Annotated in this window: 13 protein-coding genes and 2 rRNA genes; 3 read left to right on the top strand and 12 right to left on the bottom strand. The window is 48.9% G+C overall.

From position 1 onward, the window contains the following. The first annotated feature begins 77 nt into the window (after positions 1-77). Together ACJJI3_RS13825 and rrf are read left to right on the top strand one after the other, a co-directional pair. Positions 78-2,959 (top strand): 23S ribosomal RNA (locus tag ACJJI3_RS13825). Positions 2,960-3,162: 203 nt separating this feature from the next. After that, a 5S ribosomal RNA gene (gene rrf / locus ACJJI3_RS13820) occupies positions 3,163-3,278 on the top strand. A 789-nt stretch (positions 3,279-4,067) separates the two neighbouring features. Here rrf and ACJJI3_RS13815 read toward each other — a convergent pair. The 5 genes from ACJJI3_RS13815 to ACJJI3_RS13795 form a co-directional block, all read right to left on the bottom strand. Further along, entirely contained in the window at positions 4,068-5,477 is a 1,410-nt protein-coding gene (locus ACJJI3_RS13815; RefSeq protein ID WP_444940061.1) for a M20/M25/M40 family metallo-hydrolase, read from the bottom strand. A 30-nt stretch (positions 5,478-5,507) separates the two neighbouring features. Further along, on the bottom strand, positions 5,508-5,858 hold the full coding sequence (locus ACJJI3_RS13810) for a hypothetical protein (RefSeq protein WP_282934336.1): 351 nt from the start codon (positions 5,856-5,858) through the stop codon (positions 5,508-5,510). Between the two features lie 4 nt (positions 5,859-5,862). Next, a complete protein-coding gene (locus ACJJI3_RS13805) occupies positions 5,863-6,630 on the bottom strand; it encodes a TSUP family transporter (protein WP_444926629.1) in 768 nt (255 codons plus the stop codon). An 11-nt stretch (positions 6,631-6,641) separates the two neighbouring features. Then, positions 6,642-7,259 carry a 1-acyl-sn-glycerol-3-phosphate acyltransferase gene (locus ACJJI3_RS13800; protein WP_444906448.1) on the bottom strand — a complete coding sequence of 206 codons (618 nt, stop codon included), beginning with the start codon at positions 7,257-7,259 and terminating at the stop codon, positions 6,642-6,644. Between the two features lie 63 nt (positions 7,260-7,322). Continuing rightward, a complete protein-coding gene (locus ACJJI3_RS13795; protein WP_413664332.1) occupies positions 7,323-8,906 on the bottom strand; it encodes a peptide chain release factor 3 in 1,584 nt (527 codons plus the stop codon). Positions 8,907-9,183: 277 nt separating this feature from the next. Here ACJJI3_RS13795 and ACJJI3_RS13790 point away from each other — a divergent pair, with 277 nt between their 5' ends. Beyond that, positions 9,184-10,950 carry an aminopeptidase P family protein gene (locus tag ACJJI3_RS13790; protein ID WP_444926640.1) on the top strand — a complete coding sequence of 589 codons (1,767 nt, stop codon included), beginning with the start codon at positions 9,184-9,186 and terminating at the stop codon, positions 10,948-10,950. 34 nt (positions 10,951-10,984) lie between these two features. Here ACJJI3_RS13790 and ACJJI3_RS13785 read toward each other — a convergent pair whose 3' ends face one another. The 7 genes from ACJJI3_RS13785 to ACJJI3_RS13755 all read right to left on the bottom strand — a co-directional run bounded on the left by ACJJI3_RS13785 (position 10,985) and on the right by ACJJI3_RS13755 (position 19,514). After that, positions 10,985-11,659 carry a response regulator gene (locus ACJJI3_RS13785; RefSeq protein WP_444895235.1) on the bottom strand — a complete coding sequence of 225 codons (675 nt, stop codon included), beginning with the start codon at positions 11,657-11,659 and terminating at the stop codon, positions 10,985-10,987. A 6-nt stretch (positions 11,660-11,665) separates the two neighbouring features. Beyond that, a complete protein-coding gene (locus ACJJI3_RS13780) occupies positions 11,666-13,114 on the bottom strand; it encodes an ATP-binding protein (RefSeq protein ID WP_444906445.1) in 1,449 nt (482 codons plus the stop codon). A gap of 534 nt (positions 13,115-13,648) precedes the next feature. Further along, complete coding sequence (locus tag ACJJI3_RS13775) at positions 13,649-14,170, bottom strand: hypothetical protein (RefSeq protein ID WP_444940060.1); 522 nt, start codon at positions 14,168-14,170, stop codon at positions 13,649-13,651. A 246-nt stretch (positions 14,171-14,416) separates the two neighbouring features. Beyond that, the gene (locus tag ACJJI3_RS13770) at positions 14,417-15,715 is read right to left on the bottom strand and encodes a YHYH protein (protein WP_444940059.1); all 1,299 of its coding nucleotides are present in this window, start codon (positions 15,713-15,715) and stop codon (positions 14,417-14,419) included. Positions 15,716-15,998: 283 nt separating this feature from the next. Beyond that, entirely contained in the window at positions 15,999-16,541 is a 543-nt protein-coding gene (locus ACJJI3_RS13765; protein ID WP_413664338.1) for a hypothetical protein, read from the bottom strand. 30 nt (positions 16,542-16,571) lie between these two features. Beyond that, a complete protein-coding gene (locus tag ACJJI3_RS13760; RefSeq protein ID WP_444940058.1) occupies positions 16,572-18,119 on the bottom strand; it encodes a YHYH protein in 1,548 nt (515 codons plus the stop codon). 30 nt (positions 18,120-18,149) lie between these two features. Further along, positions 18,150-19,514: a YHYH protein gene (locus tag ACJJI3_RS13755; protein ID WP_444940057.1), complete on the bottom strand. Its 1,365-nt coding sequence runs from the start codon at positions 19,512-19,514 to the stop codon at positions 18,150-18,152. Positions 19,515-19,922 lie beyond the last annotated feature (408 nt).

Raw genomic sequence — 19,922 nt, 5'->3', positions numbered from 1 at the left:
TGTCTCTCAAGCACACAATCCGGCGTCCAGGATTTTACCTGGATGTTAAAAGTCGTTAGTAGTCGTTTGTGTTGTATGGTCAAGCGACTAAGCGTATACGGTGGATGCCTTGGCAGCTGGAGGCGATGAAGGACGTAGGAGCCTGCGAAAAGTCTAGGGGAGCTGGCACACAAGCTTTGATCCTAGAATGTCCGAATGGGGAAACCCACTCCTTTTAGGAGTATCCATAACTGAATACATAGGTTATGGAGGCGAACCCGGGGAACTGAAACATCTAAGTACCCGGAGGAAAAGAAATCAACCGAGATTCCCTTAGTAGCGGCGAGCGAACGGGGATTAGCCCTTAAGCTCTTTATGTTTTAGTGGAAGGTTCTGGAAAGTACCGCGATACAGGGTGATAGCCCCGTACACGAAAAGGCATTTAGAGTGAAATCGAGTAGGTCGGGACACGTGTTATCTTGACTGAATATGGGGGGACCATCCTCCAAGGCTAAATACTCCCAGCTGACCGATAGTGAACCAGTACCGTGAGGGAAAGGCGAAAAGAACCCCGGAGAGGGGAGTGAAATAGAACCTGAAACCGTATACGTACAAGCAGTAGGAGCCCTTTGGGGTGACTGCGTACCTTTTGTATAATGGGTCAGCGACTTATTGTCTGTAGCAAGGTTAACCGCTTAGGGGAGCCGTAGAGAAATCGAGTCTTAATAGGGCGTTTAGTTGCAGGCAATAGACCCGAAACCCGGCGATCTATCCATGGGCAGGTTGAAGGTTGAGTAACATCAACTGGAGGACCGAACCCACTAATGTTGAAAAATTAGGGGATGACCTGTGGATCGGAGTGAAAGGCTAATCAAGCCGGGAGATAGCTGGTTCTCCTCGAAAGCTATTTAGGTAGCGCCTCGCGTCTCACCCTCGGGGGTAGAGCACTGTTTGGGCTAGGGGGTCATCCCGACTTACCAACCCCATGCAAACTCCGAATACCGAGGAGTGCAATCGCGGGAGACACACGGCGGGTGCTAACGTCCGTCGTGGAAAGGGAAACAACCCAGACCGCCAGCTAAGGTCCCAAATATCAGTTAAGTGGGAAACGATGTGGGAAGGCCCAGACAGCTAGGAGGTTGGCTTAGAAGCAGCCATCCTTTAAAGAAAGCGTAATAGCTCACTAGTCGAGTCGGCCTGCGCGGAAGATATACCGGGGCTCAAACTGATAACCGAAGCTGCGGATGCTCTTAGGAGCATGGTAGAGGAGCGTTGTGTAAGCCGTTGAAGGTGGATCGGGAGGTCTGCTGGAGGTATCACAAGTGCGAATGCTGACATGAGTAACGATAAGGGAGGTGAAAAACCTCCCCGCCGGAAGACCAAGGGTTCCTGTCCAACGCTAATCGGGACAGGGTTAGTCGACCCCTAAGGCGAGGGCGAAAGCCGTAGTCGATGGGAAACAGGTTAATATTCCTGTACTCGCTATTACTGCGACGGAGTGACGGAGAAGGCTAGGCCAGCATGGCGATTGGTTGTCCATGTTTAAGGTTGTAGGCTGGGGACTTAGGCAAATCCGGGTCCCTAAGGCTGAGAACTGATGACGAAGCCCACTTAGTGGGTGAAGTGGTTGATGCCCTGCTTCCAGGAAAAACTTCTAAGCTTCAGGTAATAGTGAATCGTACTCTAAACCGACACAGGTGGTCAGGTAGAGAATACCAAGGCGCTTGAGAGAACTCTGGTGAAGGAACTAGGCAAAATGGTACCGTAACTTCGGGAGAAGGTACGCCGGTTTTGGTGATGGGACTTGCTCCCTAAGCTGAGGCCGGTCGAAGTGACCAGGTGGCTGCGACTGTTTATTAAAAACATAGCACTCTGCAAACTCGTAAGAGGACGTATAGGGTGTGACGCCTGCCCGGTGCCGGAAGGTTAATTGATGGGGTTAGCTTCGGCGAAGCTCTTGATCGAAGCCCCGGTAAACGGCGGCCGTAACTATAACGGTCCTAAGGTAGCGAAATTCCTTGTCGGGTAAGTTCCGACCTGCACGAATGGCGTAACGATGGCCACGCTGTCTCCACCAGAGACTCAGTGAAATTGAAATCGCTGTTAAGATGCAGTGTACCCGCGGCTAGACGGAAAGACCCCGTGAACCTTTACTACAGCTTTGCACTGAACTTTGAGCCTATTTGTGTAGGATAGGTGGGAGGCTTTGAAGCAATGACGCTAGTTGTTGTGGAGCCGTCCTTGAAATACCACCCTGGTATGTTTGAGGTTCTAACTCTGGTCCGTTATCCGGATCGAGGACAGTGTATGGTGGGTAGTTTGACTGGGGCGGTCTCCTCCCAAAGAGTAACGGAGGAGTACGAAGGTGCACTCAGCATGGTCGGAAATCATGCAATGAGCATAATGGTATAAGTGCGCTTGACTGCGAGACAGACATGTCGAGCAGGTACGAAAGTAGGTCATAGTGATCCGGTGGTTCTGTATGGAAGGGCCATCGCTCAACGGATAAAAGGTACTCCGGGGATAACAGGCTGATACCGCCCAAGAGTTCACATCGACGGCGGTGTTTGGCACCTCGATGTCGGCTCATCACATCCTGGGGCTGAAGCCGGTCCCAAGGGTATGGCTGTTCGCCATTTAAAGTGGTACGCGAGCTGGGTTTAGAACGTCGTGAGACAGTTCGGTCCCTATCTGCCGTGGGCGTTGGAGATTTGAGAAGAGTTGCTCCTAGTACGAGAGGACCGGAGTGAACGAACCTCTGGTGTTCCGGTTGTCACGCCAGTGGCATTGCCGGGTAGCTATGTTCGGACGGGATAACCGCTGAAAGCATCTAAGCGGGAAGCCTCCTTCAAGATAAGATCTCCCTGAGGCCTTGAGCCTCCTGAAGGGCCGTGGAAGACTACCACGTTGATAGGCTGGGTGTGGAAGCGTTGTGAGGCGTTGAGCTAACCAGTACTAATTGCCCGTGCGGCTTGACCATACAACAGAGATGGTTACTAACGACTAGCTAAGCTAGCGGATTGTGAGTTAGAGACATACGATCGCTTGCGGTGTATTACTACAGATTGTTTTACCGACTTATTTGGGGTTATCGCCGGTCAACAACATGACCGAGGCAAACAGCGATAACGCGGCAGGCCAAGCACTTTGCTTATAAGACCAACGCCAACCCAAGCCAGTTTGCCTGACGACCATAGAGTTGTGGAACCACCTGATCCCTTGCCGAACTCAGAAGTGAAACGCAACATCGCCGATGGTAGTGTGGGGCTTCCCCATGTGAGAGTAGGTCATCGTCAGGCTTCTAATCCGAAAAGGGCCACCCAACAGGGTGGCCCTTTTTTTATGGCTGAAAAAATATTTTAAAGAAGCAAAAAACAAAAGACAAAATAAGAAAGAGAAAGCAGAAAATATTTAGCAAAAATTAAATAGAAAAAATAAAAGTAACTCTGAAAAAATTTAATGCTTAACTTTCTATTTAAAAAATCAGTAATTAAAAAAAAGAAAAACCTAAAACTACCTGAGCACCTTAAACAAACGCTCTCCTAAAAAGCCTATAAAAATAGGTCTTTACCGATCTTCTCTCCAAACGCTTTTACACTCACTCAAAAAATCATCCAACAAAAATAACCCGCGCAAAAACCAGAAAAGTACCCATCCCATTCTCGCCAAAAATTAAATTTAGCCCATAAAAATATCGGTGATTTTTTAGTCTCTGCAGTAATCCCCTGTAACCACGGGGCCTGTAGCCCGTTTATTAAAGTTATGCACAACTCTATCCAGACTTTCTGTTAGTAACACCTGGCTGTGGAAATACGCGCAAAAAGTGCTGCTTTTTTACCCGCCTTGAGTGCAGCCAAGCAACCACGGGGCTGGCCGGGGATATCCCGGAGTTATACACAGCTCTATCCATGGTTTCTGTTGGTAACAAAGGCGCCATAAAACGGACATCAGTTATTAACAGTGTTATGAGCGATAAATCTGTGGATTACTGCGGCTGATTGGTACGCCAGTATGCGAGAGAGGAAAAATTTGGGGATAAAAAAAGCCCCACCAGGTGGGGCTTTAAAAATATCGTCTGTATCTTTTATTTATTCAGAGGCAGTAGGTACTCGCCCCAGGTCTCCTTCCATCTCGGTGGTCAGGAAAGACATTACAACCCAGGCCGCTACATTCTGGCGAAGATTCTCAGGGTCGACTTTATCCAGGGTATCGTTGGGTGTGTGGTGATAATCGAAGTAGTCGGTGCCGTCCTGGTATAGACCAAAGGCTGGCACACCGCGCGCAACAAACACACTGCTATCTGGGCCACCGTAAGATTCATTATTTCCGCGCTCAATACCCAGGGGGGCGAGGAGTTGCATCATTTGATCTGCAATATCAAATTTGCTCTCAGGAAGACGGGTATCGAAACGCCAGACTTTCCCTGCTCCAAAGTCTGATTCGGAGACGGCAATAATATTGTCCAGTTCTTTTACGTGTGCCTCCACATACTGCTTAGCACCTACCAATCCGATTTCCTCTGCACCAAACAGCACGACTCGCAAGGTACGACGGGGGCGCTGTGGCAGCTCAGCAATTAGACGTGCAGTTTCCATAACAATGGCAACCCCAGCTCCGTCGTCCAAGGCCCCGGTGCCTTCATCCCAGGAATCCAGGTGCGCACCGATAATCATGACTTCTCCAGGTTGCTCACGGCCAGTAATCTCACCGATGACATTAAAAGAGGGGCCGTCACTCAGTCGCTCAGTTTCAACATCAAGTTTTACCTGGACTGGCTTGCCGCGTTGGAGCATAGCCTCGAGCAGGTTTGCATCAGGAGCGGAAAGTGCGAGTGCAGGAACTGGGTTTTCCACATCATCAACCGACATCATACCGGTGTGGGCAAATCGATCTGAGTCGGTTCCTACGGAGCGCAACAGCATGGCAGCAGCCCCTTTTTCAGCGGCAGCGCGCATTCCCAACTTGCGGCCTTGCGCCGCAGGGCCGTAGCCTTCTCCCGTGCGCGCTCTCTCCATACGCTTATTGATAAAAGCAATTTTGCCTTTCACTTGGCTGGCTGGGGCCTTCAGCAGGGCCTGCACATCGGGAAACTCGATAATTTCCGCTGTTAACCCTCCCGCAGGAGTGGCGGCGCCATAGCCGAGGGAGGAGACAACTAGTGGCTGGGGGAAAGGGGATATGACTTCGGCGTGAGCATGGCCACGAATCCAGCGGGGTACCTCAATTTGCTCGGTATAGACGCGATCAAAGCCAAATGCCTTCATTTTGTCTTGTGCCCAGGCAACGGCTCTTGCATCGCCCTCAGTGCCTGTCCGTCGTGGTCCAACCTCGACGGTCAAAGACTCTACAATACTGTAGGCGTCGGAGCTTTCCAGTGCCCGGTCACGTAATACTTCCGCCACAGATACATCTTCCTGTGACAGAGGGGCTGCCTGGGCTATTCCCAGGGCCATGGTAGTGATCAGTCCCCCGGTAAGGGAAAGCAGTGGTTTCAACATCGGTCTATCCTTTGTTAATACTCTTCAGTCTTAAGCTTTTGGCTCGTTATTTGATGAGGCCGCGATCAGTTGCTCGCGAATTTCACGTAACTTACGCAGGCCTTTTTCTGTAAATAAGTAGGGCGGTTCGCCAGTATATTCGCTGTCTTCAATATTGAGGCAACGTTGTCGCATCTCTTCAAGCTTTGGGTCGTGTCGCATTGGGCAGGCGAGGAGTGCTCGCCATTCAGTATCGCTGGCTTGCCCGGTGATTACATCTTCAAGGCCCTTAACAAAACTGCCTCGGTCCATTCGAAATCTGGGTCTGCGCAGGTGCATAAGAACCCAAACCACAATAACAAAGGCAATGAAAGAAAGAATAAGCGTTGCCAGCCAGGTCACGATATCAATTCTCCACTAATAGTTTTATTGCCACAGCAATGGTGGCAATAATGATTACCGGTTTGATAATACTGGCACCTCTTGCGATCACGAGGTTGGAGCCGAGACGAGCTCCTACAACCTGGGCAAAAGACATAGCGATAGCGAGCAATAGAAAAATATGGCCTCCAGCGATAAAAATTAGCATAGAGGTCACATTGGTAGCGAGCACAATAGGTTTTGTTGATGCCGTAGCTGCACGCATATTGTAGCCGAGTAGCGCTGCGAAGGCGGCTGCACAGATAGACCCCATCCCAGGGCCAAAGAAGCCCCCGTAAAAGCCGAGCCCACCGCCAACAACTAGATTAAAAGTAACGTTACTGATTCTGGGTTTTGAGTCAATGTCGGAAATGCGAGGGGACAGAATAAAGTAGAGGGCAATAGCAATGAGCAGGATGGGAAGTAAGGTATTGAGACCAGCCTCCCCAAGTGAAGCGACTGTTAAGGTGCCTAGGCAGGAACCGATAATTGCAGCAAGTAGTCCTGGCCAGAGGGGGCGTAAATTCAACTGGCCTTTTTGCAGGAAGTTAATGGTGGATGATAGGGTGCCAAAGACGCTTTGAAATTTATTGGTACCGAGAGCATCGAGTGGGGGAATGCCGGCCCAGAGTAAAGCGGGGAGGGTGATTATTCCCCCTCCCCCGGCGATCGCACTGACAAAGCCTGCGGTAAAGGCGATTACTGTCAGTATCAGGTAGGTATAAGTAGAAAGCTCACTACTTAACTGTATCACGAGTGGACTGGTTACCCCTTTTCAAGAGTACTTTCATTATCGTGGTAATACCCCTGATACTTGCTAAAGCGCTTTTGGATCTCTGCCATATCCTGTTCCAGATCACCGATAGGCTGGTACAGGGAGTCAATGCAAATACGCTTATTGGGAAAGTCCCAGGCAACAAGCAAAATAGGAACTTGAGCGGTATAGGAAATCCTTAAAAAACCGTTCTTCCAGCGCCCTACTTTTTTGCGGGTCCCCTCGGGAGTAATCCCCACCCACATTTTTTCATTTTCCCGGTAACTCGATGCAACTTGTAGAGCGATATTACCTGCGGCGCGCCTATCGGTAGGAACACCTCCAAGCCACATAAATAGTCCTTTAAACGGGAAGAAAAAAGCTTCCTTTTTCATGAGCCAGGAAATTTTAATACCCAATGCCATAATAAATGGCATGGCAACCACAAAATCCCAATTGGATGTGTGGGGAGCCAAAGCCACCATGACTTTTCTTTCTGGAGGGATTTCCCCATCCATTCGCCAGCCGAGCACCTTGATTATCAACTTGCCAATAGCTTTGGTGATGCGATTGCCCAGCCGAGGTACTTCATTGGGTACTTCAGTAGGTATTTCTACAAACTGACTCATTATTTGCCTCTTTCTTACTGCTGTCACACTAAGGTTTCAACAAAGGTACTTAGCCTTGCTGCTTTAGTGTTCCCGCGTGGCATAAAAGCGAACTTCCGGATAGCGCTCTTCAGCCAATTGTAAATTAACGCGCGTTGGTGCCAGGTATGTTAGGTGTCCGCTGCCATCGAGTGCCAGGTTGGTACTGGCCTTGCGCTTGAAATTCTCTAGTTCTTTGGCACTTTCACTATCTACCCAGCGCGCAGTGTTCACGTTGACGTTTTCGTAGATGGCTTCAACTTTGTATTCGTCTTTTAATCGGTAAGCGACTACTTCGAACTGTAGTACACCAACTGCGCCCACGATAATGTCGTTGTTATCCAGCGGGAAAAATACCTGGGTGGACCCCTCTTCAGAAAGCTGCTGAAGCCCTTTTTGTAATTGCTTTAATTTGAGAGGGTCTTTTAAACGTATGCGACGGAACAGCTCCGGGGCGAAATTGGGAATGCCGGTAAACTTCAGTGCTTCGCCTTCGGTAAAGGTATCGCCGATCTGGATAGTACCGTGGTTGTGCAAACCAATAATATCGCCGGCAATGGCTTCTTCTACGTGGGTTCGGTCGCCAGCCATAAATGTCACCGCATCAGCAATTTTTACATCCTTGCCAATGCGCACATGCTTCATTTTCATACCGCGATTGTAGGTGCCGGAGCAGACACGCATAAAGGCAATTCTATCGCGGTGTTTGGGGTCCATATTCGCTTGGATTTTAAAAACAAAGCCGGAGAATTTATCTTCGCTGGGCTCTACTTTTCTCTCTTTGGTTTCCCGAGATTGGGGTGAGGGCGCCCATTCAACGAAACCATCGAGCATTTCCCTTACACCAAAGTTACCCAAGGCCGTACCGAAAAATACCGGGGTCAGTTCACCGGCAAGATAAGCTTCCTGGTCAAACTCATGAGTGGCTCCACGAACCAATTCAATCTCTTCCCGAATATCCTCGGCGTACTCGCCAAGTAGTGCGTCAGCCTCAGCGGAGTCAAGACCCTTAATTTGAATATCATCGGGAATTCTGTGGCCCTGACCCTGGGAGAATACATGGATGGTATCGGTGTAGAGGTTATAGACCCCCTTGAAACCTTTTCCTGAACTCAAAGGCCAATTGATAGGGGCAGCCTGGATATTCAGAACTTCTTCAATCTCATCCATTACCTCGATCGGGTCGCGAATATCCCGGTCGAGTTTGTTGATAAATGAGAGAATCGGCGTTGTTCGCAAGCGGCACACATTCATCAACTTGATGGTGCGGTCTTCCACACCTTTGGCCCCGTCAATCACCATCAGTGCGGAGTCGACGGCGGTGAGTACCCGATAGGTATCTTCAGAGAAGTCTTCGTGCCCCGGTGTATCCAGTAGGTTTACAGTCCTCTCTTTGTAGGGGAACTGCATAACGGAAGAAGTAACAGAAATACCGCGTTCCTGTTCCATCGTCATCCAGTCAGAGCGTGCGTGGGGACCTTTTTTCCCCTTAACGGAGCCCGCTTGCTGGATTGCATTCCCGAACAAAAGAAGCTTTTCGGTCACGGTTGTTTTACCGGCGTCCGGGTGAGAAATAATGGCGAAGGTGCGGCGGCCGGCAAAGCCTGCCAGGGAAGAACTTTGACCCATACTTTAAGATTCGATCACTGGATATTCGAAAAAAATAGGGGCGTATTATACACGCAGGCGTTGCTCCGAGGGTGGGGTATACTGCGAAATTAGACTTGTCAGTTTACCAGCTCGGCGAATGGGGTCATGTCAATGGGCTGAGTTGCCAGCGGGACTGGCACACCTGGACAATTTGCTCAAATCCATTTTGATTAACACTGTACTCTGTTGTGGCCAACAGTCATCGAGGAGCTTTTAGCGGTGCAGTGGCAAACTCAGTTATTGAAGGGGAGAGGTTATGAGCCGGGAGCGTTTACAGGCATTGCGGGAAGAGTTGCAGCGGCAGGGTGTCGATGCTTTCTTGGTACCCCGGGCTGATGAGTACCAAAATGAAAGTGTGCCTGCGGCAGATGAGCGACTGCCCTGGCTGACAGGTTTCACTGGTTCCGCAGGAATGGCTGCGGTAGGCAGTCGAGAAGCGGCATTATTTGTTGATGGTCGCTATACCTTGCAGGCGCAGCAACAACTTGGTGATCAACCCATTGAGTTAATGAGCCTCAGTCAAGTCGCGATCATTGAGTGGCTGTGTAGTCAGCTGGATGCCGGTCAGTCTCTGGGGTATGACCCGCGACTGCACACGGAGCCGGGATTGGCCTTGATCAAGAAGCGATTGGCTGAAAGGGATATCCAACTACAGCCGATGGAACAGAGCCCGATTGATGCCATCTGGAATGACCGCCCCGCATCTCCCTGTGGGCCTGCGCGCCCACACCCCTTCATCTTTACTGGTGAGCATTCCAAAGAGAAACGGCAGAGGATTGCCCGACGTCTCGCAGAAAAACGAGCCGATGCTTTATGGCTACCAAATCCTGAAAGCTGTGCTTGGCTTTTTAATATCCGTGGAGAGGATATTCCGCACTTACCAGTGGCCTTGGCCAATGCAGTCCTTTATCGGGATGGCAGTGCAACTCTTTATTTGGGGGAGGGCGCTGTAGGGGATGCGTTGATTGAGCACTTGGATAAAGATGTAAGTCTAGTCGTGGCCAAAGGGGAATTATTTGAAAATATTAAGCGCCGCCACGTCAATAAAATATGGATAGATCCCCTGATTAGCAACAGTTGGACTTTACAGCAATTGCGGGCACTGGATATTGAACTAATGCTGGAAGGTGACCCGGTCACGGAAGCTAAGGCCTGTAAGAATGCGATTGAACTGGCAGGCAGCCAGGCTGCACACGAAAGGGATGGTGCTGCGGTGTGTGAATTCCTGGCGGAAATACCTGAACAGGTTGCCACAGGCCATTTTGACGAATTGTCTGCAGTAAAGCTTTTACGAAGTAAAAGGGAGGCTCGCGAAGGCTTTCAGGGCAACAGTTTTGAGACAATTTCCGGCTATGGTCCGAATGGGGCCATTGTGCACTATCGGGTGAGCCCTGAATCCAGTTTGGCTATAAAGCCAGAAGGGGTATATCTGTGCGATTCTGGAGGCCAATATCCAGATGGCACCACTGATATTACCCGAACTGTTGCTCTGGGTGAGTTCCCGCCTTCGGCAAAAGAAAATTTTACCCGGGTTTTAAAGGGACATATTGCAATTGCGACTTTGCGATTCCCCAAGGGGACTTGTGGAGAGCAAATTGATGCGCTTGCACGCCGTTCGCTGTGGGAGGTGGGTCTGGATTATGCCCATGGTACCGGTCACGGTGTTGGTAGTTTCTTAAGTGTTCACGAGGGGCCACAGCGGATAGGTAAGGCTGTAACAGGTGTTGCTCTTCAGCCGGGGATGATCGTTTCCAACGAACCGGGGTTTTATCTCACTGGGCAGTACGGCATCCGTATTGAAAATTTGGTGTTTGTGAAAAAGAGCGAAAATTATCCAGATTTTCTAGAATTTGAAGAACTTACGTTAGCTCCGATCGATCGTAATTTGATTGACGTGGCACTACTCACTGAGACTGAACGGGAATGGCTGAATCGCTACCACCAGAGGGTGCGGGATGTGATTACCCCGCTGGTTACTGAAAAAACTGCTGAATGGTTAAAATTGGCTACTGAAGCTTTGTAGTGTGAATCTGGGGGCTGCGTGCCCCCAGATATGATTAATTTATCTCAAACTTATAGCCAGCACCGTAGACAGAGTGAATTAACTCTTTTTCAGGCATAAGCACTGATATTTTCTTGCGTACTTTTTTGATGTGGCTATCAATAGTACGGTCGCTGATTACGCGGTAATCGGAATAGATGCGGTCCATGATTTGTTCACGGGAAAAAATTCGACCGGGCTCACTGTAAAGTAGGTCAAATAGGTGGAACTCCAGCGCAGTAAGGTTGGCGTCTTTACCTCCGATTCGCAGTTGCCCGGTATTTCTATCTAGTTCGATGCCACCATTTCCGACTTCGCCCTTTTGTGGTCGACGGCGCAATACCGCTTTCACCCGTGCGACGAGTTCCCTGGGGCTGTAGGGTTTACAAACATAGTCGTCGGCACCGGATTCCAGGCCGCGCAAACGATCGGGTTCCTCAATTTGCGCAGTCATTATAATAATTGGAACGTCGTTGCCTTTTTGGCGAATCTCTTCGCAAATCTCCATCCCATGCCGCCCAGGTAGCATCAGGTCGAGAAGGATCAAATCCGGTTTCATAGTTTCCACTTTGGGGACAACCTGATTACCATCAGAAATGATCTCGGCTTGATAGTCGGCGGCATGAAGATAATCCAGTAGTAGGTGCGCAAGTTCGGTTTCATCTTCGACTATTAATATTTTGGCGCTCATAACTTCCTACCATTTAATCCTTTGGCTTAGGGGTAAAAAAATACTTATTTCAAGACCGCCCATAGTGGACGGAGTTGCAGAAATGCTACCCTCGTGTGCTGTAACAATATTTTGGCAAATTGACAGCCCCAAACCCGCACCGCCGGTTTCCCGGCTGCGTGAACTATCTGCTCTATACAGGCGCTCGAACAGGTGTGGTATATCAGCACTGGCAACACCGGGGGCGGAGTCGGCGAAAGTGATAATGGCTGTTCGGGCTTCACAGCGCGCAGTTACTTTGAGTTGTCCCCCACTATCGGTGTAGCGCAGGCTGTTGGTTAACAGGTTGCTAAATAACTGATTGAGGCGTGCTTCATCTGCGTAGACTAACTTATCTTCCGATAGTTGGAGGTCACTGCTTAAGTGAATACCTTTCTGGTCGAATGGAATCTCAAAGTCTTCGATAACACTTCGTAGGATATTCTCCAGGGAGATGTCGGACTTGCAGTAACTTAGTGCCCCCGCGTCGGAGAGAGACAACTCATAGAGATCATCTATCAGGCGGCTCAATTGTTGAATTTTGCTGTGCAGTATGCGCAGGTTCTCTGGTGTGGCTGATCTGATACCGTCTTGAATGGCTTCAATCTGCCCTTTTAATACTGCGAGAGGTGTGCGCAGCTCATGCGAAATATCTGCCATCCATCGGTTTCGGGCATGTTCATTTGCTTCCAGCGTTGCGGCGAGCCGATTAAAGTCAGCACTTAATTGGCCCAGCTCATCTCGCTGCTCTATATCAATACGGGTTTTGAAGTTGCCGGATGTAAGATGGGATGTCGCTTCGGTCAGCTTACGGATGGGCCTTACCAGCTGCCAGGCAAGGGGGATGGCAATGGCCAGTGCCAGAATGAAGGTGGCAACAGAGATAAGAGCGAAAGTCCGCGATTGCTCTTTAACAAACCCTACGGCCAAATCATCATCTAACACCGGTAGTGGATTGATAGCCAGGTAACCAACGGTTTCTCCGTCCACAACCAGAGGCTGCATTACCATGTTCTCAGATCCTGAATAACGACCTATCAGAGGTCTTTTCTCTTTGTTCAACAGGACCAGGCGGGCATTAAGCGACTTGCCCACAGCGTGTTCAGGTGGGGGCTCAGGTGGGCGGCGGGGGCCCCTCGTACCCGGAGGTGGACGATGTGGGGGTGGCATATCCTCAAAGTGACTGGACATCACGCGTCTGTGGAGTCTTTGCCAGCGCCTGCTATTACCGTCGATAGATTGCCAGCTCCCTTCGCTGGCGTAGATTTCTTGTAACTCATCTACCAAATCGCCGACCTCGCGAAGCTCCTGAGACTGGATATAAGTCATAAAACCATGCTTAAAGCTCCACTGAAAGAATACGAACATTCCGCCAACAGTAATTGCTGTAGTCAATAAGAAAGCGAGGCTTAGTTTATAGCGAATATTTAACGACATAGCCGGTAGCTTGGATTTCAGTAGCCTGTGTTCACAGTGAGCTCAGGTGCATTTTACTCTGTTTCCACTGAGGAAACGCGGCTCAGAAGATCAAGCCTACACTTACTGTAAATATCAGAGCAATCTTTTAACACTCCGAGAGTCTCACGATAAGAGCCCAAGCTAAGGAGCCTCTGAATAACTCCGTAATACCTCTGCGGGTCTTGAAGTCTGCAGATGTTAGGCGCAGCTCGCCGCGAATGGCCGTAGCCCTTTGCAAGAGCTGCAACGCAGCAGATGCGGCCTTCAAGGCCCGCCCTTCGGGGCTTGCAGAGCGATTCACACTCCGCGTTGCGACTTCTTGAAAGGTCTAGACATTCCTGCGAAGCCGCGCCTTGATTGTGAACCGTTCTGCATGCCAGAGGCATCACGGAGTTATTCAGAGGCTCCCTAAGTGCCAATAAGCTTAGCTTGGTTATCCAAAGCTGTTCTTGGGGCCTCCATGCCCTGAGTCGGTAGGAGAGATTGAGTCCCTACTGGTATTTACTTCTATTGTTATCCCGGTTTGCCTGTGCTTACTCCCGGCTTTATTGGAGATGTAGAAAAACGATGCAATATCAGATCGGGCTTATCGAGCTGGATAAATAGAGTTGCAAGAATTCTCTTCCCTCCCCGGCTCCAGGTACTGTGGTCATGGGCGTTAAGGGTGACAGTAATTTGGTTGAAGCCCGATTTAAACAGCTTGTCGGGAAGGTGTAAGTCTGGACCATAGATTCGCTGTATTTTCTTACCGTTGATATAGAGATGGGCATGACCTTCCAGATATTGCTTTGAGGCATCATTGGCGTGGCGAGGGGATTCTAATTCGAACCGGTCGTAGTCTATATGTAGGTTATATCCGGACATTTTATCGCGACTAATGTCTAGTTCGATGCGCGGCGCAGCATTGTGTAAAGGGATCTCGACTACTGGGTGTTGGTCGCCGTTATGGCCCGTGTGTGAGTCTGACTGTGCTGTAGCAAGGTTGGTCATTCCCCAGATAAAAGGCCCGATAAGAACGGCTCGAAGAATTGTCATTATTGTCTCACTCCCAGGTTTGGCGATGGGGCAACATACTTCATTCAAACTGCTGTTGCTGTGAATACTTCTGGTTACCAGTGCTTTTAGTCTATCGGGTGCTATTGCTCCAGTTATTTCCATTACCTGGAGTGTCGGTCCTCGTAAAAACAAGGGAGCCGCAAAGCTTACGCTTACTTCGACTCCAGGGGGATTTCCAGCGTATTAGGAAAGTGGCTTGGCCTTCAATGTTAGTGCACTGCTGAACTACTGTGTTGAACACTCATTGACAACAGTTTGATCATCTAGTTTGCCGTAAAAGCGGGGGCCAAAAGTATATGGGAAGGCGGGGACAAGCTCACCATCATCATCGACAGTGACAGTCAGGTGGTAATGGTATCCCCTTTCGTCATCTGAGTGACCGTTATGCTGGTCCAAATATACTCCGCCTTCATTAGTCAGGTCTTCGTCCCAGTAATAGTCCTCGTAGAAAAAGCCCGCTGCTGTAGTGAACTCATTGCCTGACAGGGAGGTATAAGAGCCACTTGTCGTGGGGCCGGTATTCGATGTTGTTTCGACTCCTTGGGAGAGGTCGTATTCATCCATCAAGAGACAGCTTCTCTCGCCTGCTACGCCGCAACCGCTCTCGGAGCTGGGGTCGTCATAATCTCGTACAGCCCAGCTGCTTTCTGCGAGTTCTCCTTCACTCTGCCAGGGGCCATAGATTGCATAGCCGTCGGCGGTATAGCCGTAGATAGGGGAGTGGTCGTCACCTATATCGCCAACAAGATCGGCTAGGCAATCGCTATAAAAGTGATGGTGGTAATCTCCGTTTGCGGCGTGTCCACCACAGATATCCACATCGTAGACCTCAGCAACCGGTGCCAGGGTTTGCCAGGTGCCATCCACTGATTGACCATCACCCCAATCATAAATAGAGACGCCATTTACCCAGTAGCCTTGTACGCCGAGCCCCGTTGCGCACTCCTCCGTTGCGGGCTCGGGTTCGACAGGGATGTATCCGACATGAGAGACATTCTCTGGGCAAACGAGCCCTGGTGGCCAAAATCCATAGCCGGCATCTACATCACAGGTGCCAATACCCGTATAGCCAATATCTTGCCCAAAGCTGACAATATCTCCAACGCTGACAGTGGGGCTACCGGTTTCGAAATCAGAGGAGGCTAATGGACGTTCAAGTAGTCCATCTAGAATACTTTGAGTAATTTCAATCTCGTAGTCGGGAACACCGGTTGCTGAGACAACGGTGTATTCCCGGCCATCTACGGTTTCTGATGCTACGCTCTGGACGTTGACCAGAACCTGCTCATTGCTGTTACTTTCATAAATGTAAGGCGCGCGTTCGTCATCAGTATTCATAATCCAGACACTAGTATCAGTGCTGGAATCTGACTCTTCAGAGGAGGTCTCAGAAGAATCATCGCCATCCTCATCTGAGGAAGAGCCACTATCGCATCCCTGAAGAACTCCGAGAGATATTATCAGTGCTAGTGTATAAGAGAGTGTAGGCTGGCCATTCCGGTCAGAAATTTTAATTATTTTCATATCACACCGTGGCATATGGAGGAGTTTCTCCCCGAACCTAGCGCACAAAAGTGAATGAAATGTGGATGGCCTGCTAGCTACATTTTATATCCTCTTTATCGTCTTAATTTTTTTCAGATTTGTGCACTGCGTTCAAAAGCGATACTCCGTGAGTCAGGCAAAAATATCTTATTGCTTTATTATAGATGGCCTAACGAGCCTTTAATTATTGGGTCAGTTATTAACTAAATATTTTTTTGACTATTAGCTTTAATTCTCTCTTCGAAAGATTCTGAGTTTTAGTCTAATTATCAGGTCGGCTGACTTTGGCTATTTGTTTGTTGCCCCCGATAGGCGATGTTGAAAAGCGGTGTAATACCAGCTCTTTCTTATCGAGGTGCACAAATAAGGTTGCCAGTATTCGCTTTCCACCACGGCTCCAGGTGCTGTGGTCGTGTGCATTGAGAGTTACGGTGACTTGGTTAAAACCGGGTTTTAGTAATTTTCCGGGAATATGTAAATCCGAGCCGTAAAGACGTTGGATTTTTTCCCCATTGATGTAAAGGTGGGCGTGCCCCTCCAGAAACTGCTCAGAATCGTCATTGGCAAAGCGAGGGGATTCCAGCTCAAACCGATCGTAGTCAATATGTAGGTTATAGCCGGACATATCGTCGCGGCTCATGTCCAGTTCGATTCTGGGAGCGGCAACATGCAGAGGTATCTCTATCACCGGATGCTGATCGCCATTATGGCCTGCGTGAGGATTTGGCTGTGCCGCATACGCGGTCATAGAGGCTGAAAAAATCCAGGCCAAAGACCCAGCGATAAAGAACCTGTGCATTTTCATTTAACTCTTACTCCCAAGCTTGAATATGAGCTAGCGGCCAACGGTGGTTGAGCAGCGATTGACGATAGTTTGGTCATCCAGCTTGCCGGCAAAGCGCGGGCCGAAGGTAAATGGGAAAGCTGGGATTAGTTGGCCATTGTTATCCTGCGTAACTGTCAGGTGGTAGTGATAACCTCTTTCACTGTCAGTGTGTCCATTAAATTGATCCAAGTATTCGCCACCTTGCGCTGTCAGGCTTTCATCCCAGTAATAATCCTCGTAGAAAAAACCTGCCGGAGTTTCAAATTCATTTCCAGATTGAGAGGTGTAGCTACCGCTGGTAGTGGGGCCGGTGTTATTTGTATTGGATACGCCGCGATCAATATCATATTCATCTACTAGCAGACAGCTGCGTTGCCCGGCAACGCCACAGCCGGTGTCTGAACGGGGATCGTCGTAATCCCGTATTGCCCAGCTGCTTTTAGCTAGCACACCTGTGCTTTCCCATGGACCGTAAATTGCGTAGCCATCGGCGGTATAACCGTAGATAGGGGAGTGGCCATCGGCGGTGTCCCCGGCAATTTCAGCCAGGCAATTACTGTAAAAGTGATGGTGATAATCGCCGTTAGCTGCATGGCCGCCACAGATATCTACGTCATAGACTTCTGCCATGGGAGCCAGGGTATGCCAAGTGTTATTTACTGACTGCCCGTCACTCCACTGGTAAATTGAGGTTCCATTTACCCAGTAACCCTGTACACCGAGCCCAGTTTCACAGCTCTCAGTGGATGCCTCAGGCTCAGCAGGAATATAGCCTACATGGTCGACGTTTTCGGGGCACACGGGACCTGGGGGCCAGAAGCCATAACCAGCTTCTGAGCCGCAACTGGAATTACTGCGATAGCCGATGTCCTGGCCGAAGCTAACAACCTCACCAGTTTGTACCAAGGGGTAGCCATTGACGAAGTCTGTAGAGGCTTTTGGACGGCTGATGAGTGCGTCTAGTATTTCCTGGGTTATTTCAATCTGGTAGTCCGGGATACCGGTAGCAGATACGCGGGTATATTCTTTTCCGGCAACGGTTACAGATTCAACACTTTGCACATTAACCAGAACCTGCTGATTACTGTTACTTTCGTAAATATAGGGGGCGCGTTCGTTAGTTGAATTGATAATCCAGGTAGTACCGGAGCTCTCTGTTACCGAGCCTTCCTCGTTACCTGAAATGGTCGAATTATCTGAGGAGCCGGAATTCTCTTCGTTAACGTCCGAAGAAGTGTCCTCGTTATTATTCGATGTATTGCTTGTTTCGTCGGTAGTTGTTTCTGTTGGATTATCTACCGTAGTATCTGTTGGACTTTCCTCTTCAACTGTATTGCTGTTTGAGTCGGTGGAGGAATCTGCAGTGTTATTTCTAGTGTTTTCTGAATTTATCGAATTGTTGTTTTGCCAGTTTCTTCCATTGCTATTGCGAACAGGTACTTCCCTAACCGAACGTTGATCGTTGTTATGCCCAGAGTTGGGATTAGGTTGAGCCACAACACTGGCTGCAGTTAGCCAGGCTAATGAGCCGGCAAGAAAGTACCCGTTAATTTTCACGAGAAGGTTACCTCAATTTATCTTTATTGGTTACCGCCCCACGGTTGTTGAGCATCGGCTGACAACAGTTTGGTCATCCAATTTTCCGTAAAAGCGCGGTCCAAAAGTGAAGGGAAAGGCGGGGATTAATTGTCCATCGCTATCGACAGTGACGGTAAGATGATAATGGTATCCTCGCTCATCATCCGAATGGCCATTGTACTGATCTAAATAGACTCCACCTTGAGCTGTAAGTTCTTCGTCCCAATAATAATCTTCGTAGAAAAAACCAGCAGCTGTTTCAAATTCATTTCCGGACGCGGAGGTATATGAATCACTTGTAGTTGGGCCAGTATTAGAAGTAGTTTCCACGCCTTGGGAAATATCATATTCATCGATTAATAAGCAGCTGCGCTCGCCGGCGACACCACAACCACTTTCGGATGAGGCATCATCGTAATCTCGAACAGCCCAACTACTTTCCGCTAATTCACCCTCACTTTCCCAAGGGCCATAAATTGCATAGCCGTCGGCGGTGTAGCCATAAATTGGAGAGTGGTCGTCACCAATATCGCCGACCATATCTGCGAGGCATTCACTGTAAAAATGGTGGTGATAATCACCGTTTGCTGCGTGACCACCGCAAATATCAACGTCGTAGACTTCAGCTAGGGGGGCGAGTGTATGCCATGTATTATCAACACTCATCCCGTCACTCCATTGATAAATAGAGGTTCCATTTACCCAGTAGCCCTGTACCCCTAAACCAGTTTCACAACTGTCAGTTGCAGGTTCAGGTTCAACGGGAAAATAGCCAACATGGGAAACATTTTCAGGACAGACAGGCCCCGGTGGCCAAAAGCCATAACCAGCTTCTGCACCACAGGACGAATTACTTTTATATCCAATGTCCTGCCCAAAACTGACAATATCGCCAACGCTGACATAGGGGCTGCCGGTTAAAAAGTCAGAGGATGCTTTTGGACGTTCCAGGAGTGCATCGAGAACAGTTTGCGTAATTTCGATAGTGTAATTTGGAATGCCGGTTGCTGATACAACAGTGTATTCTTTACCGTCGACAGTTTCAGATTCAACACTCTGAACATTTACTAGTACTTGTTCATTGCTGTTACTTTCATAGATATAGGGTGCGCGCTCATCATCAGTATTTAGAATCCAAACCCCGCTATCGGTGCTCGAGTCTGAGCTGTCACTATCATCTGATGAATCGTCATCGTCATTATCGTCACCGGAATCTGAGCCGCTGTCACTAGTATCTTCAGATGACGAATCTGAATCAGATGAAGAGCTGCCGCCTCCACCGCATGCTTGGAGTACGCCTGAAAGCAATACCAGAGATATTACATAAGGCAAAATGGACTTTCGGTCCGTGTCAAAAATTTCCGTTAATTTCATAGCACACCGTGAACTAGATGGGGGTTAGTCCAGAAATTAGCGGATAAAAGTGGAGAAAATGTGGATAAATATTAACCTAATTTGCAAAGGGTTAAATTGGCTCTCTATTTCTGCCTAGTTTGTGCGTAAGTTCAAAAGGATGGCTTTTCTTTCGGTATCAACAGTTAAAAAGTTATTTGCTGGAAAATTACTTATCTCGTTAATGACTTTCTTTTTATTTAATTTAAATAAAATATTATTCTTTCGATATTTTTTTGACTTAAAGGTCTAGTAGTTGGCTGGCTGTATCTAGTGAAGCCAGCTACTGAAAACAGAGGCCTGGATTCTGAGACTGTATTTGGGAGAGTCGCCAGTCTGGAAGCTTTGACCGGTTCCAGGCTGGCGTGGGGCTTTATCAATGATTTATAG

The sequence above is a fragment of the Microbulbifer maximicatervae (SeqCode) genome (assembly GCF_052466985.1).
Note: the sequence above shows the minus strand (reverse complement) of the source record. Positions and strands in the feature narration are given on the sequence as shown.